The sequence below is a fragment of the Paenirhodobacter ferrireducens genome, from assembly GCF_004022265.1.
Lineage (GTDB): Bacteria > Pseudomonadota > Alphaproteobacteria > Rhodobacterales > Rhodobacteraceae > Rhodobacter > Rhodobacter ferrireducens.
Genome location: NZ_SAVB01000028.1, coordinates 12,590 through 34,859, shown reverse-complemented (window position 1 = coordinate 34,859; position 22,270 = coordinate 12,590). Strand labels below are relative to the sequence as shown.

The 22,270-nt window shown below is 67.2% G+C and carries 18 protein-coding genes; 4 read left to right on the top strand and 14 right to left on the bottom strand.

From position 1 onward, the window contains the following. Nucleotides 1-3: 3 nt before the first annotated feature. The 7 genes from EOW65_RS17990 to EOW65_RS17960 all read right to left on the bottom strand — a co-directional run bounded on the left by EOW65_RS17990 (nucleotide 4) and on the right by EOW65_RS17960 (nucleotide 7,259). Nucleotides 4-783, bottom strand: coding sequence for an SDR family NAD(P)-dependent oxidoreductase (locus tag EOW65_RS17990; protein WP_128151776.1), 780 nt, complete (start codon nucleotides 781-783; stop codon nucleotides 4-6). A 60-nt stretch (nucleotides 784-843) separates the two neighbouring features. Then, nucleotides 844-1,683 carry a fumarylacetoacetate hydrolase family protein gene (locus tag EOW65_RS17985; RefSeq protein WP_128151774.1) on the bottom strand — a complete coding sequence of 280 codons (840 nt, stop codon included), beginning with the start codon at nucleotides 1,681-1,683 and terminating at the stop codon, nucleotides 844-846. A 63-nt stretch (nucleotides 1,684-1,746) separates the two neighbouring features. Next, a complete protein-coding gene (locus tag EOW65_RS17980) occupies nucleotides 1,747-2,463 on the bottom strand; it encodes a GntR family transcriptional regulator (RefSeq protein WP_128151773.1) in 717 nt (238 codons plus the stop codon). 52 nt (nucleotides 2,464-2,515) lie between these two features. Next, a complete protein-coding gene (locus tag EOW65_RS17975) occupies nucleotides 2,516-4,021 on the bottom strand; it encodes a TRAP transporter large permease (RefSeq protein WP_128151771.1) in 1,506 nt (501 codons plus the stop codon). Then, a complete protein-coding gene (locus EOW65_RS17970) occupies nucleotides 4,021-4,560 on the bottom strand; it encodes a TRAP transporter small permease (protein ID WP_128151769.1) in 540 nt (179 codons plus the stop codon). Before EOW65_RS17970 ends, EOW65_RS17975 begins: the two co-directional genes overlap by 1 nt. Before the next feature lie 119 nt (nucleotides 4,561-4,679). Further along, complete coding sequence (locus tag EOW65_RS17965) at nucleotides 4,680-5,885, bottom strand: type 2 periplasmic-binding domain-containing protein (RefSeq protein ID WP_164880154.1); 1,206 nt, start codon at nucleotides 5,883-5,885, stop codon at nucleotides 4,680-4,682. A 429-nt stretch (nucleotides 5,886-6,314) separates the two neighbouring features. After that, nucleotides 6,315-7,259: an AraC-like ligand-binding domain-containing protein gene (locus tag EOW65_RS17960; RefSeq protein ID WP_128151765.1), complete on the bottom strand. Its 945-nt coding sequence runs from the start codon at nucleotides 7,257-7,259 to the stop codon at nucleotides 6,315-6,317. A gap of 318 nt (nucleotides 7,260-7,577) precedes the next feature. Here EOW65_RS17960 and capB point away from each other — a divergent pair, with 318 nt between their 5' ends. The 3 genes from capB to EOW65_RS17945 all read left to right on the top strand — a co-directional run bounded on the left by capB (nucleotide 7,578) and on the right by EOW65_RS17945 (nucleotide 12,965). Next, the gene (gene capB / locus EOW65_RS17955; protein ID WP_128151763.1) at nucleotides 7,578-9,326 is read left to right on the top strand and encodes a caprolactamase subunit beta; all 1,749 of its coding nucleotides are present in this window, start codon (nucleotides 7,578-7,580) and stop codon (nucleotides 9,324-9,326) included. Nucleotides 9,327-9,414: 88 nt separating this feature from the next. Continuing rightward, nucleotides 9,415-11,541, top strand: a complete 2,127-nt coding sequence (gene capA, locus EOW65_RS17950) for a caprolactamase subunit alpha (protein WP_128151761.1) — start codon at nucleotides 9,415-9,417, stop codon at nucleotides 11,539-11,541. Between the two features lie 77 nt (nucleotides 11,542-11,618). Next, nucleotides 11,619-12,965: a purine-cytosine permease family protein gene (locus EOW65_RS17945; RefSeq protein WP_128151759.1), complete on the top strand. Its 1,347-nt coding sequence runs from the start codon at nucleotides 11,619-11,621 to the stop codon at nucleotides 12,963-12,965. Nucleotides 12,966-13,302: 337 nt separating this feature from the next. Here the strand turns inward: EOW65_RS17945 and EOW65_RS17940 are convergent, their stop codons facing one another. The 6 genes from EOW65_RS17940 to EOW65_RS17915 form a co-directional block, all read right to left on the bottom strand. Then, nucleotides 13,303-14,910 (bottom strand): ABC transporter ATP-binding protein, encoded by a 1,608-nt coding sequence (locus tag EOW65_RS17940; RefSeq protein ID WP_128151844.1) that lies wholly within the window; start codon nucleotides 14,908-14,910, stop codon nucleotides 13,303-13,305. A 40-nt stretch (nucleotides 14,911-14,950) separates the two neighbouring features. Continuing rightward, nucleotides 14,951-16,078 (bottom strand): ABC transporter permease, encoded by a 1,128-nt coding sequence (locus tag EOW65_RS17935; RefSeq protein ID WP_128151757.1) that lies wholly within the window; start codon nucleotides 16,076-16,078, stop codon nucleotides 14,951-14,953. Beyond that, complete coding sequence (locus EOW65_RS17930) at nucleotides 16,071-16,994, bottom strand: ABC transporter permease (protein ID WP_128151755.1); 924 nt, start codon at nucleotides 16,992-16,994, stop codon at nucleotides 16,071-16,073. Before EOW65_RS17930 ends, EOW65_RS17935 begins: the two co-directional genes overlap by 8 nt. Nucleotides 16,995-17,054: 60 nt before the next feature. Then, nucleotides 17,055-18,650, bottom strand: a complete 1,596-nt coding sequence (locus EOW65_RS17925) for a peptide ABC transporter substrate-binding protein (RefSeq protein ID WP_128151753.1) — start codon at nucleotides 18,648-18,650, stop codon at nucleotides 17,055-17,057. A 63-nt stretch (nucleotides 18,651-18,713) separates the two neighbouring features. Then, a complete protein-coding gene (gene pip, locus EOW65_RS17920) occupies nucleotides 18,714-19,688 on the bottom strand; it encodes a prolyl aminopeptidase (RefSeq protein WP_128151751.1) in 975 nt (324 codons plus the stop codon). Beyond that, complete coding sequence (locus tag EOW65_RS17915) at nucleotides 19,685-20,632, bottom strand: serine hydrolase (protein ID WP_128151749.1); 948 nt, start codon at nucleotides 20,630-20,632, stop codon at nucleotides 19,685-19,687. Before EOW65_RS17915 ends, pip begins: the two co-directional genes overlap by 4 nt. A gap of 103 nt (nucleotides 20,633-20,735) precedes the next feature. Between EOW65_RS17915 and EOW65_RS17910 the strand changes: the two genes are divergently transcribed. Next, the gene (locus tag EOW65_RS17910) at nucleotides 20,736-21,608 is read left to right on the top strand and encodes a LysR family transcriptional regulator (protein WP_128151747.1); all 873 of its coding nucleotides are present in this window, start codon (nucleotides 20,736-20,738) and stop codon (nucleotides 21,606-21,608) included. 60 nt (nucleotides 21,609-21,668) lie between these two features. On the opposite strand, the gene EOW65_RS17905 is transcribed toward EOW65_RS17910, so the two are convergent. Next, nucleotides 21,669-22,268: a DUF1190 domain-containing protein gene (locus EOW65_RS17905; protein ID WP_128151745.1), complete on the bottom strand. Its 600-nt coding sequence runs from the start codon at nucleotides 22,266-22,268 to the stop codon at nucleotides 21,669-21,671. Nucleotides 22,269-22,270: the final 2 nt, after the last annotated feature.

Here is a 22,270-nt window from a genome sequence, read left to right as displayed (position 1 = left end):
CTTTCACCCCAAGGTGCGGCCGCCGTCCACCACCAGATCCGCGCCGGTGATGATCGCCGCCTCGTCCGATGCGAGGAAGGCCACGGCATTGGCGATATCGGCAGGTTCGGGCAGGCGGTCGACGCAATGCTGGGCCAGCAGAACCTCAAGCGCCTTTTCTTTCGATCCGAAGCGCTTGACCAGCATCGCCTCGACCAGCGGCGTCCAGACCCAGGTCGGATGCACCGCATTGACCCGCACGCGATAGCCACTCTTGCCCGCGCTGAAGGCAGCGTTGCGCGTCAGTGCCCGCACGCTTGCCTTGCTGACATTGTAGGGGATCGCATCCAGACTGCTGACGAAGGCCGTGGTCGAGCCGATATTGACGACGGCACCACCGCCGCTGTCCTTCATCACCCGGATCGCTTCGCGGGTGCCCAGAAAGGTGCCGTCCACGTTCACCGACATGATCCGCTGCCAGTCGGCGGTCGGCAGCGCGTCGATCAGGAAGCTGCCATTGCCCACGACCCCGGCGGCATTGACCAGAACGTCAAGCTTGCCGGCCTCGGCCACAACCGCATCGAGGGTCTGGCGCCAATCCGCATCCGATGTGACGTCGAGCGGCACGATGACCGGCGCGACAAGCCCCTCGAAGGCCGCCGCGATGCTGTCGGTCGGTTCCGGCTTCAGATCGGCAAGATAGACCTTGCCGCCCTCCTGCGCGATGCGCTTGCCGATCGCGGTGCCAAGCGCCCCGGTGCCGCCGGTGATGAAGGCGGTCTTGCCTGCAAACCTTTTGTCCATTCGGTCTGTATCCTTCTTTGAAATCCGCCCGGGCCCGGTGCGGGGCACGGGCCGTGGCAGTCATTCGTCGACGACACCATTGCCCAGCGTGCCGATGCCGGTGATCTCCACCTCGACCTGCATCCCCGGGGCGAGGTAAAGCTGCGGCTTGCGGAATTTGCCGACCCCGCCCGGCGTGCCCGTCGCGATCACATCGCCCGGCTGCAAGGTGAGCACGCTCGAGATATAGGCGATCATCTCGGGGATCGAGATCGCCAGATCGTCGAGCCCGGCCTGCTGCACCACCACGCCGTCAACCCGGGTGGTCAGGGTCTGCGCGGTGATATCCTCCAATTCATCGGCGGTCACGATCCACGGCCCGATGGAGCCCGAGGCCTCGAAGCTCTTGCCCGGCCAGAACTGGGTCGTGTGGATCTGATAGTCGCGGATCGACCCTTCGTTCACGCAGGTATAGCCCGCCACATGATCGAAAGCCGCCTCGGCCGGAATGTGACGCCCCGCCTTGCCGATGATTACCGCCAGCTCGCCCTCATAATCGAAGTCCTTGCTGACCTTCGGACGCACCAGCGGCGTGCCGTGCCCGACCAGCGAGGACGGGTAGCGGGTGAAGATCGAGGGATGGCGGGGCCGGTCGCGGCCGGTCTCAGCGATGTGTGACAGGTAGTTCAGCCCGACACAGAGGATCTTTTCCGGGGTCGGAACCGGCGGCAGCAGCGTGACATCGGCCAGCGGAAGGGCCGTGCCGACCCCGGCCAGCCCGGGCACTGCGTCGGCAGCGATCACCTGACGCAGGTCGGCATATTGCGCCCCCAGAACGGCCCCGGCATCCAGAACGTCGGACCCGGCAACGGTGCCATAGCTGGCCGTCCCCGAGGGGGTGATGAAAGAAACAAGACGCATTCGTCGCTCCTGCAGAGTCTGGGATAAGGGAAATCTGATGATGATTGCCGCGCGTGGACACGGTCACCGATCGGACGGGGGCGCGACGCGCTCTCCGTCCGCGGCCGCGCCGGGCCAACGGGCAAGCAGCTTGTCCGCCGTCGCCTGATAGTGTTCCAGCAGCAGCGCCGTGGCCCGCGCCGCATCGCGGTGCAGCACTGCCTCCAGAATGTCGGCATGTTCCTGCTCCACGTTGCGCGCACTCGTGGTCGTGACCGGCCCCGAGGTGACACGGTAGATCTCGGTCGCCGCCGCGAGTTTTTCGCAAATGTCGATCAGCGCCGGGATGCCACAGGCCTCGACCAGCTTTGCGTGAAATGCGCGGTGCGCGTTGAACCATTCGGGGTTGCCGTGCAGCTGGTCGCCGGGCAGACGGCGCTGCGTGCGCGACAGCCTGTGATGGGCCGCCAGCACCTCGGTCTCCCAGTCCATGTCCCCGCGCTCGATGGCCAGCGTCAGCGCCAGCTTTTCGTTATGGCAGCGCAACAACGTCAGATCGAGCAGTTCCTTGCGGTCGAGTTCGGGCACGGAAAACCCCTGCCCCGTCGTCGAGCTGACCAGACGGTCTCCGCTCAGCAAGATCAGCGCCTCGCGCACGACGGTCGTGCTGGCGTTGTATTCCTTGCTCAGAACCGCAGGCTGCAGCCGGGTGCCCGGCGTGATCTGACCGTCAAAAATGCCCTGACGTATCCGCTGATAGACATCCAGCGCCAGTGACTTTGCTTCTCCCCGTTTCGACATCGCCCAGCGCTCCTATCTGTATCTTGGAAAAAATGACATTTGTGCATGCAGCTCAGCGGATCATCTGCGACGGCAGCCAGGTGACGAGCCCCGGGAAAACCGTGATGACGATCACCACGGCCAGAGCCAGCGGCACGAACAGCAAGACGCCGGAAAAAACGTCCTTGAGAGAGATCCGATGGCCAATGTTGATCTCGGGATCCTGCGCCATGCGATGACCGATGAACACCAGCAAGCCAACAGGCGGCGTCAGGATGCTGATTTCCGCCATCAGCACCAGAAAGACGCCGAACCACATCGGATCATAGCCCGCTGCGACCACGATCGGCATGATCAGCGGAACCGTCAGCAGCATCATCGCGATCGCATCCATGAACATCCCGAGCACGAGATAGAGCAGGATCAGCAGGCCGAAGAACACGACGACATTGCCCGAGACCTCCCGCATGCTCTGCGACAGCCATTGCGCGGCGCCGGTGACGGCCAGCAGGCGGCTGAGGATGGCCGCGCCGATGACCAGGATCAGCACCGAGCCCACCGCCGACAGCGTGCCACGCGCCGCCCCGAACAGCGAGCGCAGGAAGCTGCGGGCGTCCTGCACGGCAAGGCAATAGAGCGCCGCGCCCACCGCCCCCACCGATGCGCATTCGGTCACCGTCAGGAACCCGCCGCCGAGGCCGCCGAAGATCACCGCGATCAGCAGCGGCACCGGCCAGGCGGCGGCGACGATGCGCAGCTTCTCGCGCGGGCTCAGGGCCGGGGCCGCCGCGACCGTCGCGGCCTTCGCGCCGCGCCCCGTGGCGCCGACCCAGTCGGGGCGGAGCACGGCGATTGCCACCACGGTCAGCACATAGGCGAGGGTCAGCAGGATCCCCGGGATCGTGCCCGCGAGCAGCTGCGGCCCGACCGGCACCTCGGCGAAGCCCGCGAAGATCACCATCATGATGCTCGGCGGGATCAACTGGCCGATGGTGCCGGCGCTGAGCACCGCACCAACCGCAAGGCGCTTGTCATAGCCAACGCGCAGCATCTCGGCGATCGCGATCCGGCCAAGCGCATAGGTGCTGCCCACGGTCGAGCCGCTGATCGCGCCGAGGCCCGCCCCGGCGATATTGGTCGTCGCGGCCAGATTGCCGGGCAGCCAGAAGAACAGGATGCGCGCGGCGGCGTAAAGCTTGGTGGTGATCCCCGAATACCAGAGCATCAGCCCCATGAAGACGAACATCGGCAGCACGACGAAGGTCGAACCGGAGGCGGTGGTGAAGGGCACCTGCGACAGCGTCGTGTCAAGCGCACGCGGGCCCATCACGGCATAAAGGCCGAGCGCGCCCGAGACCCCCATCGCGAGCCCGACACTCATGCCCAGCCCCATCAGCGCGAACATCATGCCCAGTGCCACGATCGCACGCAGCTCCCGCGCCATATCGACGAAGAACAGCGCGCCACAGACCGCGCCGAGCACGGTCAGCAAGATCACCCAGGACACGCCCTTCCACGGCTGCACATCGGCCGGGACAGGGGTGGCAAGGTCAGAAATCGGTGTCATCTGCTGGGTCATCACAGGGCCTCCGGGCTTTCCATGGGCTCATCCGCATCGGGGCTCGCCCCGGACAGAACGACGTAGAGATACTGTGCAATGACCAGCGCGAAGCTCAGAAAGCCCACGGCCGTCACAAAGCGCACGGGCCAGATGGCGATCTTGTAGGCACCGGCATACTCGCCGTCGGTCATGCTCTCGAACGCGACGTGAAAGCCAAGCCACGCCATCTTCAGCAAGATCAGGATCGACAGCACCGCCACGATACCGTCCGCCAGTTTCAGCGCATTGCGGCCCAGAACTTCGGTCAGCATCGAGACCCGCACGTGTTCATGGCTGACGCCGGCCCACCAGATGCCGACAAAGACCATCGGCACCATCAGCCAGTATTCCGTGACCTCGAGCGCCCCGGGAATGGGCGTATTGAACATGTTGCGCGACACGACGTCGGCGAAGGTCAGCAAGATCAGCACGTAAAGACAGACGCTCCCCAGTCCGGTGAGCGCGGCCTTCCCCACGCGCCAGATTGGCAGCTTTCGTTTGCCTGGGATCGATATCATGGAAGTTCTCGCAAATGGCGATTGCGCAGCCTCGGGCGGGCAGGCAATGGCGGATGGGGGGCATGCAGCGCGGCAGCGCGGGCGACATGGGCCGTGCCCAGCCCGCCCGCAGCGGTGCGTCAGGGCTGCGTTGCGCTGTACGGAGTGACGATCTCGGCCAGGATCTGCGCCTTAAGCGGGGCGAAATCCGGCAGCTCTCCGCCCTTGGCCACGAAATCGCCCCAGGAGGTGTAATCCCCCCCGAACCCGAGGTTGTCGCTGAGCAAGGCACGCCATTTCGCCCGCAGCTCCGTCAGGCGCGCAACCTCGCGGCCGGGATCGGCAACCTCTGCCGGGCTGGTGGCGACGGCATCGGCGCGGACGGCATCGTGATGGGCATCGACCTTCTGACGCATGCCGGCATCCGGCGTCGTATAGACGACCCCGCTTTCGATGCTGGACTTCGCCGCGCGCAACTGCTGCCGCAGTGCGGCTTCCAGCAGCTCCGAGGCATATTGCGCGGTCTCGTCCCAGATGATCTCCTTCAGATCCTGCGGGAAGGCATTCCACGTCTCGAGATTGAATCCATAGACCGCCTGCGCATAGGCCGTCAGCCCCATCCCCAGGTTGAAGTACTTGCCGTGATCGAAGAACCCGTTGGCCCCCGCATCGGCAAGCCCCCCCATCCAGCAGTCGATCACGCCGGACTGGAAGGCCTGATAGACCTCGGTGATCGGCAGCGCGACCGGAGTCAGCCCCAGGTTCTGCGCCTCTTTGGTCCAGGTCTCCCCCGCGACCCGGCTGCGTTTGCCCGCGAGCTCAGAAAGGCTTGAATTGTCTTCCTTGCACAGCAGACCATAGGGGCCGGTGATCGAGAAAGACGGCATCACCGGCATGATCCCGGCATCCAGCAGCTGCTGAGTGTGCGCGGTCAGGCCGGCGTTCCATTCATACCCGGCCAATGCGGCGGTCGCCACTTCGAGGATCGGGTTCTGTTCGCTCGGAATCGCCAGACTGCCCTGCCACTCGTCCACCGAGAATTTCGCCGGCTCATAGGCCGGCAGAACGAAGCCGAAATCGAACAGCCCTGCCCCGAGCCCCGAGGTCAGCTCCTGCGCCGGCACAAGACTGCCGGCGTAGTAATACTCGAATTTCAGCTTGCCTCCGCTGCGCTTTTCCAGCCGCGCGGTATAGGCCTCCATCGGCGCCGTGAACCAGTTGTCGGGTCCGTAAAGCGAGGCCACGCGCAACGTCATCGGCTTCATATCCGCCAGAGTTTCGGCCGAAACGGCCAGGGGGGCAAAGAGCGCCGCCGTCAGCGCGACCCCCGTCATCGTGATCTTCATTGCTGTCTCCTCCCGTAAACAAAGCTGAATGGCTGCGCGCTGCCGTCCCCGGCCCCCTCCCATCCAGGTCCAGCGCCACACGGCACCGAAAAAGCGAATCGAGCGCCTAGAATCGATTAATTATCGAAAAATATTTTTCCGTCAACCGCAGACACCGCTGCAGCAGCGAGGGTTATTCCCCACCCGCATCGGCGGTGTCGCGCAACGGTCTGATCTGGCGCGCCGAAAGCCGGGCATCTCGCCAGGCTCAGGACCCCTTGATTTCAGGCGCCGCGAACGCCGCAACCAAGACGATCGTGGTCGTCTCCGGCAGGACTGCGCTCCTTGCTGGATCGCGGCAGCTCCACCGTGGCACACAGACGCCATCGGGGCGGCCCCCCTCTTTGAGCCACAGGTTGCGCATCGGCCCGCGCCCGGGCGCGTCGCGGTCTAGTCCTCGCCGCGGCGACAGGCCGAAGGGGTCAGCCCGAACATCGCGCGGAACAGGCGCGAGAACTGCGCCTGATCGGAAAAGCCGAAGCGATAGGCGATGTCGGCGATCGAGGCGCCGGGGGTGGTGCGCAGCGCGTCGCGCGCGGCAATCAGCCGGCTTTCGCGGATGAACTGCGCCACCGTCGCATTGGTCTCGCCAAAGAGCTCGTGCAGGTAGCGTTTCGAGATCGCGCAGGCCTGCGCCACGGTCTCGGGCGTCAGATCGGGGTCGGAGAGGCGGGCGCGGATCACCTGCTCGGCCCGGCGCAGATGCGCAGCGCGAACGGCGCTCGTCGCCCCCTCGACCGCTTCGGATTGACCGTCGAGCGCCAGCGCCAGCAGCTCAACCACCTGCCGGCCCAGCACCTCGGCCGCGTATTCGTCGGCCCGCGGCAGCATCTGCAGCGCCCGCACCGTCTGGGTGAAGAGCCCCGCCACCCCGTCGCGCCCGTCGAAGACCCGGGCGCAGAAGCGGTCGGGGCCGCGCAGTTTCTCTGACAAGCCGCGTTTCGAGATCTTCAGCACACACAGCTCGTTCGTCGCGCCATAGGAAAAGCGATAGGGCGCGTCGCCGCGCTCGATCAGGAAGCCGCCCGGGTCGCAGACCACCTCGCGGCCGAGCTGGCGGAAGGCTACCGGGCTCAGCCGCGGGATGGTGATCAGGAACTCCTCCTCGGCGCCGGCGCGGATGTGGCTGGGCAGGCGTTCGTATTGCGCGGGCTCGGTCATCAGCCGCGACAGCGACACCGGCCCCATCGCGCGCCGCTCGATCCGGCCCGAGAAGCGGGCGGCGTCGCGGAAGGTGAGGTCGAGCGGGAAATAGGCCTCGGCGATGGTGCCGGACCAGAACCGCGCGCGCAGCGGCGGGGCAACCTCGTCGGTGTGGCGGGCAACGACCTCCATGCGCAGTCTCCCGTTGCGCTTTTCGAATCGGTAACCGCGCCGCGCCCTGTCGATCAAGACGTTTTCGCGACAACCGGCCGGCGGGTGCACCCGGCGACAAATCCCGGTGCGCGGAGGAACAAAACCGGCCGCCCGGCGCGCTGAGTGACAAGTTTTTGCGCATCCCCGTGCAAGATCGCACCCCCCCGAGTCGCGCAGCCTGAAGGGACAATGCGAGGCCGGACAGCGGCCCGTGCGAACAGGGAGAACTGACATGATCCGCCCCGGCGGCCCGGTTTTCGCATGCCCGCTGTCCCTGAACACAAGGACCGACAGGGCATGACAAGACGCAAGGTGGACCCGATCACGCTTTCCGTGGTGCGGGGCGTTCTGGAAACGACACAGCGCGAGATGACGCTCGCGCTCGAGCAGACGGCGCGCAGCTCCGTCTTCAACCTGGCGCATGACTATTCGACCGCGCTCTTCAACGGCGCGCCCGAGATGATCTTGCAGGGCCAGGACATCCCGATCCACCTCGGCTCGCTGATCCCGGCGATGAAATCGGTGGCGCATTTCTTCAAGGGCGAGATCCACGAGGGCGACCTGATCTTGCACAACGACCCCGCCTATGGCGGCAGCCACATCATCGACACCTGCATGTATATGCCGGTGTTCTACGAGGGCGAGCTGGTGTTCTGGACGGTGTGCAAGGGCCATCTGACCGATGTCGGCGGGCCGGTGCCGGCGGGCTACAACCCGAACGCCACCGAGATCTTCGCCGAGGGGCTGCGGATTCCGCCGGTGAAGATCTGGGACCGCGGCGTGCCGCGCCATGACGTGATGAACATGATCCTGACCAACATGCGCGCCCGCCGCGATCAGGAGGGCGATTTCAACGCGCTGATCGGCGCCTGTCAGGTGGGGGCGCGCAACCTCAAGGGGATGATGGACAAATACGGCAAGCAGGTGGTGCAGGACTGCATCGCCGAGCTGCTCGACATGGCCGAGGCGCATATGCGCAAGCTGATCGCGGCGGTGCCCGACGGCACCTATTCGGGCACCGCGATCCTCGAGGATGCGGGCCACGGTCTGGGCGATTTCGAGATCACCGCGACCGTCACCATCACCGGCGACAATTGCCACATCGCCGTCAGCTCGCCGCCGCAGGTGCCCTATTTCATCAACTCCTACGAGGGCAACAGCCACTCGGGCGTCTATCTCGGGCTGATGATGTTCGCGCAGCTGCCGCCGCCCTACAACGAGGGGCTCTATCGCTGCGTCTCGACCGACATGGGGCCGAAGGGCACGCTGTGCAACGCGCAATCCCCGGCGCCGCACATGAACTGCACCACGACGCCGATGGAGACCCTGACCGACGCCGTGCGTCTGGCCTTCGAGCAGGCGGCGCCGGCCAAGGTCGCGGCAAGCTGGGGCCATGCCAACGGCTGCAACATCGCCGGCTGGGACAAGCGCCACGACGAGGAATACGTGACGATGGTGCTGGCCTCGATCATCTCGGGCGCGGGCGCCACCGCGACGCAGGACGGCTGGCACGCCTGCGGGCCGGAATGCTGCTTCGGCGCGCTGCATTCGGGCGATATCGAGATGCTCGAACATTCCTATCCGATCATCATCCACGAATACGGGCTGATGGAGGATTCGGGCGGGGCCGGGCGCAACCGCGGCGGCTCCGGCACCCGCTGGGAGGTCGAGCCGCTCGACGCGCCGATGACCCTCGTCACCTTCGGCGAGGGCCGGCGGATCCCGGCCATGGGCGCCTCGGGGGCACGCTCGGCACTGGTGCCGCCGAAGGTCGGCCGGCTCGAGGTGACGCGCGGCGGCGAGACCACCGTGATCACCGAGAACGTGATCGAGACGATCCGCCCGGGCGAGCGTGCCGCCAACATGAACCCCGGCGGCGGCGGCTATGGCAACCCGTTCGAGCGCGACATCGCCCGCGTGGTCGAGGACGTGAAGAACGGCCTCGTCAGCCTCGAGGGTGCGCGACTCGATTACGGCGTCGTCATCACCGACCGCGCGACGCTTGCCGTCGATGCCGAGGCGACGCGCGCGCTGCGCTCGGCCTGATCCCTTCATCTTGCCCGAAATACCTCCGGGGGGACCGGGGGGCAGGCAGCCCCCCGCGCGACCCCGGCCACAGTCAAGGACCCATCCCATGCAGAACCAATACCGCCTCGGCATCGACGCCGGCGGCACCTTCACCGACTTCATCCTGGCCGACCGCAGCGGCGGCGTGCGGATCTTCAAGGCGCTCTCGACGCCGCAGGACCCGACCCGCGCGATCGAGAACGGCCTCGCGCTGATCGAGGAAGAGACCGGCATCACCCCGCGCGAGATCGTCTCGAACGCCGATCTGTGCATCAACGGCACCACCGTCGGGCTGAACGCGCTGATCCAGCACAAGGGCGCGCGCACCGGGCTGATCGCCACGGCCGGCCATCAGGACAGCATCGAGATCCGCCTCGGCCACAAGGAAGACGGCTATCGTTACGACCCCGACTATCCGCCGGCGCGGATGCTGGTGCCGCGCTATCTGCGCCGCGGCGTGCGCGAACGGGTGCTGTCGACCGGCACCGTGCACAGCGCGCTGAACGAGGAGGACGTGCGCGAGGCCTGCCGCCATTTCCTCGCCGAGGGCGTCGAGTCGGTCGCGATCTCCTTCGTCTGGTCGGTGCTGCACCCCGCCCACGAGCGCCGCGCCGGCGAGATCGTGCGCGAGATGATGCCGGGCGTGCGCCTCACGCTGGGCAGTGCGCTCTATCCGCAGGTGCGCGAATATACCCGCACCTCGACCGCGATCGTGAACGCCTATCTGGCGCCGATTCTCGCGGGCTATGTCGAGAAGGTCGACGGCTATTTCCAGTCGCTCGGCGCGCGCGCCCCGGTGCGCTACTTCCAGTCGAACGGCGGGCTGGCGCTTGGCCGGGTGGTGTCGGACCAGTCGGTCTATGCGATCAACTCGGGCCCGGCTTCGGCACCGCAGGCGGCGCTCTATCTCGGCGAGCCCTGGGGGATGGAGGACATCATCACCGTCGACATGGGCGGCACCTCCTTCGACATCACCCTGACCCGCAACGGCCGCGCCAATGTCTCGAAGGACATCGACTTCCTGCGCTACCGCATCGGCATCCCGATGATCCAGGTCGAGACCCTGGGCGCGGGCGGCGGCTCGATCGGCTGGATCGACGAGATCGGGCTGTTGCAGATGGGGCCGCAATCGGCCGGGTCCGAGCCCGGGCCGGCCTGCTATGACCAGGGCGGCGAACAGCCGACCACCACCGACGCGAACCTGGTTCTGGGCTATCTGAACCCCGACGGGCTCGTCGGCGGGCGGCTGCCGCTGAACGTCGAAAAAGCCCGCCGCGCGATCGAGACGCATCTGGCCAAGCCGCTCGGCATCAGCGTCGAGAAGGCGGCGCATGGCATGTTCACCATCGTCAACAACAACATGGTGAACGCGATCCGGCGCGTCTCGGTCGAGCGCGGCTATGACCCGCGCGACTTCGTGCTGAACTGCGCCGGCGGGGCGACGGCCGCCCATATCACCGCGCTTGCCCGCGAGATGGGGATCCGCAAGGTGCTGATCTCGAAGCTTGCCTCGGGGCTGTGCGCCTTCGGCCAGATCATCTCGGACGTGAAATACAACTACATGGCACCGGCGCCGGTGCGGCTTGAAGGGGCAGATGCCGCGGCGAAGCTCGATGCGCTCTTCAAGGAGCTCGAAGCGAAGGGCCGCGCCGATCTGGCCGGCGACGGCTTCGGCGCCGAGCGCGTCTCGGTGCTGCGCTCGCTCGACATGCGCTATGTCGGACAGGTGCATGAATGCACCGTCTCGGTCGAGCCTTTCGAGGTGACCGAGGCCGCGCTTGCGCGTCTCAAGGCCGCCTTCCACGCCCGCCACGAAGAGCTTTACACCTATTCGGAACCGGGCAGCGTGGTCGAGGTGGTGAACGTCGAAAGCGCGCTGACCGGCGCCGTTGACAAGCCCGCGCGGATGACGATCGCACCGGGACAGGGGGCGCATGCGGCCCTCGCCGGCACCCGCGAAATGATCTTCGCGGCCGACGGCACGCATCAGGACACCCCCGTTTACGAGGGCGCGAAGCTCGGTGCGGGCGACCGCATCCTCGGGCCGGCGGTGATCCAGGAGGTGACGACGACGATCGTGATCGAACCGGGCTGGACGGCCGAGCTCGACCCGACGGGCGTCTATGTCCTGACGCTCAGCGAGGCGGAGCCGGCCGCGGCCGAGGCCGCTGCGGCGCAGACCGAAGACGCGTAAGCGCGCCTTGCGGCGGGGCCGCACGCCGGCCCCCCGCCCCCGAACGACAAAACACACAACAACAGGGAGTTTCCGCAATGGCCGGAAAACTGGAGGGCTCGGAAGAGCTCGAATTCTCCGACCGCCCGGTGCCGCGCGACGCGCGGATGGGGCGGCTGCCGCTGACGATGGCCTGGTGGTCGGTCTGCTCGGCGATGTTCTATCTCGTGGTGGCCGCCTCGCTCGCGCTTGCCTATGGCGCGCGCAACGCGATCATCGGGCTGGTGCTGTCGGTGATCGCCTATGCGGTGGTGAACGCGGTGCTTGCCCGCCACGCGATCCGCACCGGGCTGAGCGTGTCGCTGTTCTCGCGCATCCTGCTCGGGCGCACCGGCGCCGCGGTGGCGACGCTGATCTTCTTTGCCACGGCGATCTATTATGCGGTCTTCGAGGGCTCGGTGATGGCGCTCGCGCTGCAGGATTATGCCGGGCTGGCCTATCCGCTCGCCGCGGGCATCGTCGTCGTCTATTCGGTCGCCCTGATCTTCGGTTCGATCCAGAACTGGCTCGACAAGCTCAATGGCGTGCTGCTGCCCTTCTACGTGCTGGGGCTCCTGGCCGCGATCGGGCTGGCGATTGCCGAATACGGCTATTCCGACGCCTGGCTGGCGCTTGGCCCCGAGGGCGGTGCGCCTGCCGGCGGCTGGTGGGACTGCTTCGTCGCCTACATGGGCGTGTGGGTGCTGATGATGTACACCTACGACTATGCCCGCTTCGGCAAGACCGAGGACGCGGGCTTTCACGCGGGCTTCACCTTCGGCGCGCCCTTCTACACCGTGGCCTTCCTGCTCAACGGCCTGGCCGGCATCTTCCTCGCCGCCAGTCTGCCCACCGGCGGCGCGGTGAGCGAGGTCTCGGTGGTGCTCGCGCTGATCAAGCTGATGGGCTTTGCCGGGCTTGGCTTCGTCTGGATCTCGCAGACCCGGATCAACACCGCGAACTATTACCTCGCTGCGGTGAACATGGAGAGCTTCGCCGAGACCGCCTTCCGGCTGCACCTGCCGCGCGTGGTCTGGGCCTGCGTGACCGGGGTCGTGGTCTATGTGCTGATGATGGCGGATGTCTTTGCCTACATCCTGCAGGCGCTGGCCTGGCAGGGGATCTTCGTCGTGGCCTGGGTCGCGGTGGCGATGACCCATATCCTGACCGAGGGCCGCGGCGGCGCCAACGAGGACAGGCTGCATTCGAGCCTCGCCGAAACGCCGAGCGTCAATCGCGCAGGGATGACGGCATGGCTCTTGAGCGCGGGGGCCGGTCTTGTCTTGCACGTTCTGGGTGGGGCCTGGGCCGCAGCCTCAGCACCGGCGACGTTCATGGTCGCTGCCGTGGCCTATATCATCCTTCATCCCCTCATCAGAATGCGGACAGCCGTGCGCAACGCATGACACTTCGCCGCGGCCAGAAAGGCCGCGGCATCGGCCGTCACCGGAAGCGCGATGTCGCGGCCCGGCGGAAATCATCAGAGGGACGAGTTATCGGGGGGCACAGCAGGTCAGATCGGTTGCATGGCGAAACTTCCCGCCCCCCGCGGCCGTGGAACGACCTGGTCCGACGACAATGCCTCGCTGAGGTGTCGGGGGGCTCTGCCGAGCCACTTCGATCCCGACATGGGGTGGCACGCAGGTCGCCGCAGCATACCCGACGAATCCCGGAGCCAGCCCCGCGGCGTCCACGGGGCCGGACCGAACCGCGGGCTGGCCCGGGCGGAATTGCCGCGCAGGCTCAGGACCGATGCCCCTGGCGGCTGCCGACGCGCCCCGGGTCTTCGAGCCCCGCCGCCGCCATCAGCCTGCGCGCATAGGGCGTCCGCGGCGCGGTCAGAACCTGTTCGACAGGTCCTTGCTCGACCACCTCGCCCTGCTTCATCACGATCACCCGATCCGCCAGCGCCCGCACCACCGCCAGATCGTGGCTGACGAAGACATAGGCCAGCCCATGCCGTGCCTGCAGATCGCGCAGCAGGTCGATCACCTGACGCTGCACCATCCGGTCGAGCGCCGAGGTCGGCTCATCCAGCACCAGAAGCCGCGGCTTGAGGATCAGCGCACGGGCGATCGCGATGCGCTGGCGCTGTCCGCCCGAGAATTCGTGGATATAGCGGTGCCGCGCCGCGCCGGGCAGCCCGACCTCTTCCAGCGCCGCGATGGCGGCGCGGTCGCGGGCGGCCGCATCCAGATCGGGGCGATGCACGAGCAGGCCTTCGGTCACGATCTGCCCCGCGCTCAGATGCGGGCTGAGCGCGCCGAACGGGTCCTGGAACACGACCTGGATCTGCGCCCGCCAGGGCCGCAATGCGCGCGCGCTCAGCGCCGTCAGATCCTGCCCGTCGAAGCGGATCTCGCCACGCGCGTCGATCAGCCGAAGGATGGCCCGCGCCAGCGTCGATTTGCCCGAGCCGCTCTCGCCAACGATGCCCAGCGTCTCGCCCGCCTTCAGATCGAGGTCGATGCCGTGCAGGATCTCCAGCCGCGAGCGTCCGCTGCCGAAGCTGACACGCAACGCCCGGGTGCGCAGGATCTCGGGGGCTCCGGCGGCGGGCGGGGCCTTGTGCCCGTTCGGCTCGGCATCAAGGAGCGCGCGCGTGTAGGGATGGGTCGGGGCGGAGAACAGCGCGCCGGTCGCGCCCTGCTCGACCACCTCGCCCGCGCGCATCACATAGACCCGGTCGGCGATATGGCGCACCAGCCCCAGATCATGGGTGATGAACACCACCCCCATGCCGTTTTGCCGCTGCAGATCGCGCATCAAGGCGATGATCTCGGCCTGGATCGTCACGTCCAGCGCCGTCGTCGGCTCGTCCGCGATCAGCAGCGACGGACGATTGGCCAGCGCCATCGCGATCATCACCCGCTGCCGCTGTCCGCCCGAAAGCTCATGCGGATAGGCGCGCATCTTGCGCTCGGGCTCGGGCATCTGCACCAGCTCGAGCATCTCGAGCGCCCGCGCCCGCGCCGCCCGGCGTCCGATCCGCTGATGGCGCAGGATCGGTTCCATGATCTGATCGCCGATCCGGTACAGCGGATCGAGCGAGGTCATCGGCTCCTGGAAGATCATCGACATCTGCGACCCGCGCAGGGCCCGCAGGTCGCTGCGCGACATCCCCAGAAGGTCGCGCCCCTGAAAGGCGATGCGCCCCTCGGCGGTGGCATTGTGCGGCAAAAGGCCCATCGCGGCGAGCATCGACTGGCTCTTGCCCGATCCGCTCTCGCCGACGATCGCCACGATCTCGCCGGGGTTCACGTGAAAGGACACGTCGCGCACCGCCAGCACCGGCGCCCCCGCACCGCGATAGCGGATCGACAGCCCCTCGACCGACAGAAGCGGCGGCATGGTCCCCATCTCGTCCAGCTCGGTCATCCGGCCTCTCCCTTCAATGGTCGCGCGGGTCGAGCGCATCGCGCAGCCCGTCGCCGAGGAAATTCAGTGCAAACAGCGTCGAGATCAGGAACAGCGAGGGAAACAGCAGCATCCAGTTCGCCGAGGGCATCGCACGGGCGCCCTGCGCGATCAGCACGCCCCAGCTCGACATCGGTTCCTGCACCCCGAAGCCGAGATAGGACAGGAAGCTTTCCAGAATGATCACATTGGGCACCAGCAGCGTCATGAACACGATCACCGGGCCCAGAAGGTTCGGCACGATGTGCCGCAGCAGGATGCGCGACCGGCTGACGCCCAGCGCCTCGGCCGCCTCGACGAATTCGCGCCGCCGCAAAGACAGCGTCTGCCCACGCACGATCCGCGCCATGTCGAGCCACAGCACCGCGCCGACCGCCACGAACATCAGCAGGAAATTGCGGCCGAAGAACACCACCAGCATGATCACGAAGAAGATGAAGGGCAGCGAATAGAGCACGTCGACGATCCGCATCATCACCTGATCGACGATCCGGCCGGCAAAGCCAGAGATCGCGCCGTAAAGCACCCCGATCACCATCGCGACCAGCCCCGACAGCAGCCCGATCGACAGCGACACCCGCCCCGCGATCAGCGTGCGCGCCATCAGATCGCGCCCCGTCGTATCGGTGCCGAAGAGGAAATGGTGCCGCTCGATCCGCGTGGTCAGCTCGGTGCCGCTTGGGCCCGGGGCCCCGATCTCGGTGCCCTCGAACAGGTCCGAGCGGTCGAAATAGCGCGCCGCGCGCGGGTCGACCGTGCGGCCTGCGGTGGCGATGGTGGCCCGGATCACGTCGCCCTCGCGGCGCCAGTCGGTCACCTCGAGCCGGGCTCGCCGCGCTGCCGCCTCGAAGGCGGGGCCCACCGCCTCGGCGCGGGGGTGGCTTGCCAGACTTGCGGGCAGGCTGGTGTAGTTCTGAAAGATCCGGTCATAGCTGTTGGGCACCAGCATCGGCCCGAAGACGCAGGCCAGCACCATCAGCACCAGATAGACGAGGCTTGCCATCGCCAGCCGGTTGCGGCTGAGCCGCGCCCAGGCATTGCCCCAGAACGACAGCCCGCGCCCCTCGGGGGCCGGTTCCGGCACGATCGCGGCATCAGTCATAGCGCACCCTCGGGTCGATGATCGTGTAGACGATGTCCACGATCAGGTTGAACAGGATGGTGAAGACCGCCAGCACCACGACCGCGCCCATCACCACGGTGTAGTCGCGGTTCAGCGCGGCATCGACGAAGTAGCGCCCGACTCCGGGGATCGAGAAGATCGTCTCGACCACGACCGAGCCGGTCATCAGCGCCGCCGCCGCGGGCCCGGCATAGGACACCACCGGCAGCAGCGCCGAGCGCAGCGCATGGCGCAGCACCACAGCGAGCTCGCTCAGCCCCAATGCGCGGGCGGTGCGGATGTGATGGCTGTGCAGCGCCTCGATCATCGAGGAGCGCATCAGCCGCGCGACGACCGCAAGCTGTGGCAGCATCAGGCAGATCACCGGCCCGATCAGGTTGCGGAACGCCCCGCCCTCCCAGCCGCCCACCGGCAGCCAGCGCAGGCTGAGAGCGAAGACGAGCTGGAACACCGGGGCGACGACGAAGGTCGGGATCGTGCTGCCCGCGGTGGCCAGCGCCACCACCAGCCGGTCGACCCAGCCATTGCGACGCAGCGCCGCCCAGACGCCCAGTCCGCCGCCCAGCACCAGCGCCATCACGAGCGCCCAGCCGCCCAGCCGCACCGACACCGGCAGCCCCGCAGCCAGGAGTTCGGCCACGCTGAACTCGGGCATGGTGAAGCTGGGCCCCAGATCGCCCCGGGCCAGATTGCCCAGATAGATCGCGTATTGCTGCACCAGCGGCAGATCGAGATGATAGGCGCGTTCGAGATTGGCGCGGATCACCGGATCCAGCGCACGCTCCTGATCGAACGGGCCGCCGGGCGCCACGCGCATCATGAAGAAGGTCAGCGTGACCACGACGACCAGCGTCGGCACCGCGGTCAGCAATCGCCAGAAGATATAGCGTGTCATCGAGTGTCCCTCGCGACGGTCAGAGGGGGCGCCCGACCGCGAGGGCCGGGCACCGGGCGATCATTTCACGCTCAGGAAGCGGCTCGGATGCACGTCGAGCACATTGTCGTTCCAGCCCCCGACCCGGTCCGAAACCAGGTTGTGATAGCTGTAGAACATCAGCGGCATGACACACAGATCGCGCGCCACCCCGACCGCCTCGGCCTGATGCAGGGTCTGCATCCGCACCTGCGGGTCGGTCTCGGCCGCGGCCGCGGCCTTGGCCATCAGCGCGTCGAACTCGGGGTTGGCATAATTGGTCATGTTGTTCCCGGTGCCGCTGCTGCACAGCGACAGGAAGTTCTCGGGGTCGGCATAATCGGCAAACCATGCGGCCCGCGCCAGATCGTAATCGCCCTTCTGCTCGAGATAGCCGTAGTGCGATTTGGTATCCAGATTGACGAGGCTCACCTCGATGCCGAAGGGGGCCAGCATCTCCTGCACCGCCACGGCCGTGTTGGTGTTGTTGTCGGAGGTGTTGTAGCGCAGCTCCAGCTTGATCGGGGTCTCGGGCGTGATGCCGAGCTTGGTCAGGATCTCGGTCGCGGCATCCTCGCGGTCGATCTGGCCTTGAGCCGCATAATCGAGAAGCGCGCTCTGATAGCCCTCGATCCCCGGCGGCACGAAGGAATAGGCGGGCAGCATCGTATCCTGCCAGACCTTCTGCGACAGGAAGTCCCGGTCGATCAGCATCGAGATCGCCTGGCGCAACGCCGGATCGTTCCACGGCGCCTTGTCGGTCTTGAAGCCGTAGTAATAGGTGCCGAGCGTCGGCCCCACCCGCACCTGATCGCCGAATTTCGCGCGCAGGTCCTCGGTCTGGCTGGTCGGGAAATCGCGGTTGGTGTCGAGCTCGCCCGCCTCGAAGCGCTTGACCGCAGCGGCGGTGTCGGCGGTGGGGTAATAGTCGACCCGGTCGATCGCCACCTCTGCCGCATCCCAGAAATCGGGATTCTTGGTCAGAGTGATGTGATCGTTGGGCACGAAATCGGTCAGCGTATAGGCGCCGTTGCTGACCAGATTGCCGGGCTTGGTGAAAGCCGCGCCGAACTTGGCGACATTGGCGGGCTGCACCGGATAGGTCGACTGATGCGTCAGCATCTTCAGGAAATAGGGCGTCGGCGCGTTCAGCGTCACCTCGAGCCGGCGATCGTCGAGCGCACGGATGCCCAGCGCCTCGGGCGGCAGCGTGCCCGCGGTGATCTCGGTCGCGTTCTTCACCGGCGCCAGCATGTAGGCATATTCGGCCGCGGTCTCGGGGCTGACCACGCGCTGCCAGGAGAACACGAAATCCTGCGCCGTGACCGGGCTGCCGTCCGACCACTTGCCGTCGGCGCGCAGCGTGAAGGTATAGACCAGCCCGTCATCGGAAACGGTCCAGCTTTCGGCCGCGTCCGGCACGAGGCGCGCATCGGCATCGAGGCCGATCAGACCGCTGAACAGGTCGCGCATCAGGTTCGCCTCGGCCAGCGTCGAGGTGCGATGCGGATCGAGCGATTCCGGATCGTCAAGGTTGCCGCGGTTCAGCACGGTTTCGGCAAGGCCCGCCGAGGGCAGGGCCAGCGTGGCCAGCAGCGCCAGCATCGAGGGGGTGGAGCGCAGGAAGCGGTATTGCATGGAAGATCCTCTCGGTTGGGAAGGGTGCCCCCGTTTGGCCGGGGGTCTGTGGTGGAAAAGGGGTCAGCCGCCCGGCACCGGCGCGCGCGGCGAATGGCGTTCGGTGGTGGCGACCATGGCGTCGATGATCCCGGGCTCGGAGCCGGCGTGCCCCGCATCGGGCACCACGATCAGCTCGGCCTGCGGCAGGGCCCGCGCCAGCCGATGCGCGCCGATCATCGGCGTCACCATGTCATAGCGTCCCTGCACCAGCGTGACCGGCAAGCCGGCAAGCCGCGCGACCTGGCCAAGCAGCCAGTCGGGCTTCGGGAAGAAGCCGCGGTTGACGAAGTAATGCGCCTCGAGCCGGGCCAGCGCGACCGCGGTCTCGGGTTCCTCGAAGGCCTCGGCCCGCGCCGGATCGGGCAGCAGCGACAGCGTCGCCCCCTCCCAGCGCGCCCAGGCCCGGGCGCAGATCAGCTGTTCCTCGGGCGTGCCGCCGAACAGCCGCCGGTGATAGGCGCCCAGCAGATCGCCACGTTCGGCCGGCGGGATCGGCGCCACGAAGGCCTCGAAGGCCTCGGGATGGATCAGCGAGGCGCCCGATTGGTAGAACCAGCCCAGCTCCGCATCGCTCATCAGGAAGATGCCGCGCAGGATCAGCTCAGTCACTGCCTCCGGGTGGCGCACCGCATAGGCCAGACCCAGCGTCGACCCCCAGGAACCGCCCACCACCTGCCAGCGACCGATGCCCAGATGCACCCGCAGCGCCTCGATGTCGGCCAGAAGATCCCAGGTCGTGTTCTCGGCGATCTCGGCATAGGGCGTCGAGCGGCCGCAGCCGCGCTGATCGAAGAGGATGATCCGGTAGGCCTCGGGGTCGTGCATCCGGCGCATCGCCTCGCCGATCGACCCGCCCGGGCCGCCATGCAGCACCAGTGCCGGCTTGCCGCGGGGGTTTCCGGCCTCCTGATAATAGATCCGGTGCAGCGCCGAGACCTGCAGATGGCCCTCGTGATAGGGCTCGCAGGGGGGGAACAGCGGGCGCCGCGCGGTCATGCCAGCGCCTCGGCGGTCTGCGGGACGGGGGCCGCGAATTCGGCCTCGAGCAGGGCGCCGATCTCGGGGAAGATCATCGGGTCGTCGACGCTGGTCTCCTCGCCCTGGGTCATCAGCACCACGATCAGCGCGCGCCCGTCGGGGCGGATCCAGCGCATCATGTCATGCTTGAAATACGAGCTGGCCGCATCGCCGGTCCAGGTGTTGTGCCCGGCCTTCGACCACAGCCGCGTGCCCTCGGACATGCCGCCGCCCAGATATTCCGACAGCTGATAGGCGGACATCGAGGCCCGCGGATCGCGCCGGTCGCGCGCCATCTCATCCCGGGCGCGCGCCGTTTCCGCCGGCGGCAGGCCAAGGTCGGTGCCCTCGTACAGCTCCCACATCAGCCGGGCGCAGGCGAGCGGCGTCAGCACGTTGAGGTATTCCCCCGCGGCCCCGGCATATTGCGCCTCGCGCCCGTAGCGCATGTCGTCCATCAGCTTCTGGGTGATGTTGCAGCCCGCGAATTCGGGCCAGTCCCGCGCGGCGAAATACCGGTTCAGCCCCTCGCGCGCGTCGCGCCAGGCCTCGAGGGCCGCCCCCTCGAGCAGCGTGTCGCCGGTGGTGCCGCTGAGCAGGTCGATCACGTAGTTCGTCGCCGTGTTCGACGACCACAGGATCATGTCGCGCAGGGCGCGATCCAGATCGGTGTGCATCTTCAGCCGCCCCTGCGCCAGCTGATCGAGCGCATGCAGCAGATGGAAGCTCTTGACCAGACTGCACGGATAGCAGCGCCAGTCACCGCGCCAGGAAAACCCCTGCGGCCGGCCATCGGCACCGCGTTCGACCAGCACCAGCCCCATGGTCTCGCCATGCACCCCCCGGGCGCCGAACGCGGCCTCGATCCGTGCGACAAGCGCGGTGCCGCGGCGGGTCCATTCCGGGGTCTGGGTAAGAAACATGAGCGAGGCTTTCCGACTGACTGAAACGTGTCGCTTTTCGATAGCATCCGCCCCACCGATCAGTAAAATTATTAAGAATGCATCTAGTATCGGATTTCAGATAGTGAACCTGCGCGAGATGGAGCTGTTCGGCACGCTGATGCGGGTCGGCACGACGATCGAGACGGCCCGCGTGCTGGGCCTGTCGCAACCTGCGGTCAGCGCCCAGCTCAAGCGGCTGGAAAGCCGGCTCGGGCTGCGGCTGTTCGAGCGCACCGGCAACCGGCTGATGCCCACGGCCGAGGCGCAGGCGCTGTTTTCCGACGCCGCCGCGATCTTTGCGACCCAGGCGCGGGTGAATGCCCGGGTGCGCGCGCTCCAGCAGCGCGACACCACCAGTGTCACGATCTCGGCCACCCCGGCGATCGTCGAAGGGTTTCTCAGCACCCGGCTGGCGCAGGCGGGATTTCGCGACTGGAAACGGCGGCTGCGCCTGTGGGTGACCGACCCAGAGGAGGACGTGCGCAGCGGCCGTGCCGATTTCGGCATGCAGATGGCCTTCCCCGCCAAGGCCGATTTCCAGGCTCAGACGCTTGCCACGATTCCGCTGGTGGCGGTGATGCAGCGCAAGGACCCTCTGGCGCGCAGCGCGGAAATCCCCTTGCCGACGCTGGCCGCAAGCCGCCTGATCGCCTACGACCCGGCCTGGTCGCCGATGGGCGACACGATCCGCTCGACCCTGCAGAAATTCCACCTCGCCTACGATCCCTCCTGCGAGGTGCCGTTCTGCTCGACCGTCTGCCAGCTGGTTGAGGCCTGTGGCGGCGTCGGCGTCATCGACCAGCTCACCGCGGACAATATCCGGTCCGACAGCCTGGCGGTGCGCCCCGTCGCGCATCTGCCCGGGGTGCCGCTGATCCTGTTCTATCGCCGCGGTCAGACCCTGCGCGGCGCAGCTCAGGAACTGATCGCACAGCTGAGCGCGAGCATCGCCTAGGGGCAGCTGCCATCAATCGGCTTGCGCAGGTCCAGACACCCCGCCCGGCTCCTGCGCGCTTTAGCCGCCCGAGCTGCGCAGCGACGAGCCGAAGCCGCCGGTCGACTTCACCGTCGACTTGTTGCTCCACCCGCTTGCGGGCTTCGACGACAGCGGCGCCTTGTCGAAGGTCGTCGCGGGCTTGTTGAAGGTCGCGGCCGGCACCGTGGCCGAGCCGCGGTTGTTGCCGAAGACCTGCCCGCCCGGGGTGGCAAAGCCGCCGCCGCGCTGCGGATAGAGCGGCTGCGACATCAGCCCGCCGCCGCCCGACAGCATCTTGCCGAGCAGGAAACCGGTGAGCAGCGGCATGAAGATGCTGCCGCCGCCACCGTTCGGGTTCACCTGTGCCTCACAATTGCCGACGCCGTGCTGTTCCTCGCAGGCGGTCATCGCGTCATAGCGCGGCGCCGATTCCATGTTGGTCTGCACCGCCTGCGCATAGGCGGTGGTGCAGTCGTCCTCGGTCATCGTCGCGCCGGGCTTCGCCGTTTCCGCAAGGCAGGATTTCAGGTCCGGGAAGGCCGTCGCCTCTTCCGTCTGCGGCTTGCAGGCCGCCAGCGCGAAGGCCGAGGCCCCGATCAGCCCGATGGTCAGGGGGCGCATCGCCCGGGATCGTTTCATCT

Coding starts and splice junctions, on each gene's coding strand:
- EOW65_RS17990 (WP_128151776.1), bottom strand. CDS start 783: ATGGACAAAAGGTTTGCAGGCAAGACCGCCTTCATCACCGGCGGCACC.
- EOW65_RS17985 (WP_128151774.1), bottom strand. CDS start 1,683: ATGCGTCTTGTTTCTTTCATCACCCCCTCGGGGACGGCCAGCTATGGC.
- EOW65_RS17980 (WP_128151773.1), bottom strand. CDS start 2,463: ATGTCGAAACGGGGAGAAGCAAAGTCACTGGCGCTGGATGTCTATCAG.
- EOW65_RS17975 (WP_128151771.1), bottom strand. CDS start 4,021: ATGACCCAGCAGATGACACCGATTTCTGACCTTGCCACCCCTGTCCCG.
- EOW65_RS17970 (WP_128151769.1), bottom strand. CDS start 4,560: ATGATATCGATCCCAGGCAAACGAAAGCTGCCAATCTGGCGCGTGGGG.
- EOW65_RS17965 (WP_164880154.1), bottom strand. CDS start 5,885: ATGAAGATCACGATGACGGGGGTCGCGCTGACGGCGGCGCTCTTTGCC.
- EOW65_RS17960 (WP_128151765.1), bottom strand. CDS start 7,259: ATGGAGGTCGTTGCCCGCCACACCGACGAGGTTGCCCCGCCGCTGCGC.
- capB (WP_128151763.1), top strand. CDS start 7,578: ATGACAAGACGCAAGGTGGACCCGATCACGCTTTCCGTGGTGCGGGGC.
- capA (WP_128151761.1), top strand. CDS start 9,415: ATGCAGAACCAATACCGCCTCGGCATCGACGCCGGCGGCACCTTCACC.
- EOW65_RS17945 (WP_128151759.1), top strand. CDS start 11,619: ATGGCCGGAAAACTGGAGGGCTCGGAAGAGCTCGAATTCTCCGACCGC.
- EOW65_RS17940 (WP_128151844.1), bottom strand. CDS start 14,910: ATGCCGCCGCTTCTGTCGGTCGAGGGGCTGTCGATCCGCTATCGCGGT.
- EOW65_RS17935 (WP_128151757.1), bottom strand. CDS start 16,078: ATGACTGATGCCGCGATCGTGCCGGAACCGGCCCCCGAGGGGCGCGGG.
- EOW65_RS17930 (WP_128151755.1), bottom strand. CDS start 16,994: ATGACACGCTATATCTTCTGGCGATTGCTGACCGCGGTGCCGACGCTG.
- EOW65_RS17925 (WP_128151753.1), bottom strand. CDS start 18,650: ATGCAATACCGCTTCCTGCGCTCCACCCCCTCGATGCTGGCGCTGCTG.
- pip (WP_128151751.1), bottom strand. CDS start 19,688: ATGACCGCGCGGCGCCCGCTGTTCCCCCCCTGCGAGCCCTATCACGAG.
- EOW65_RS17915 (WP_128151749.1), bottom strand. CDS start 20,632: ATGTTTCTTACCCAGACCCCGGAATGGACCCGCCGCGGCACCGCGCTT.
- EOW65_RS17905 (WP_128151745.1), bottom strand. CDS start 22,268: ATGAAACGATCCCGGGCGATGCGCCCCCTGACCATCGGGCTGATCGGG.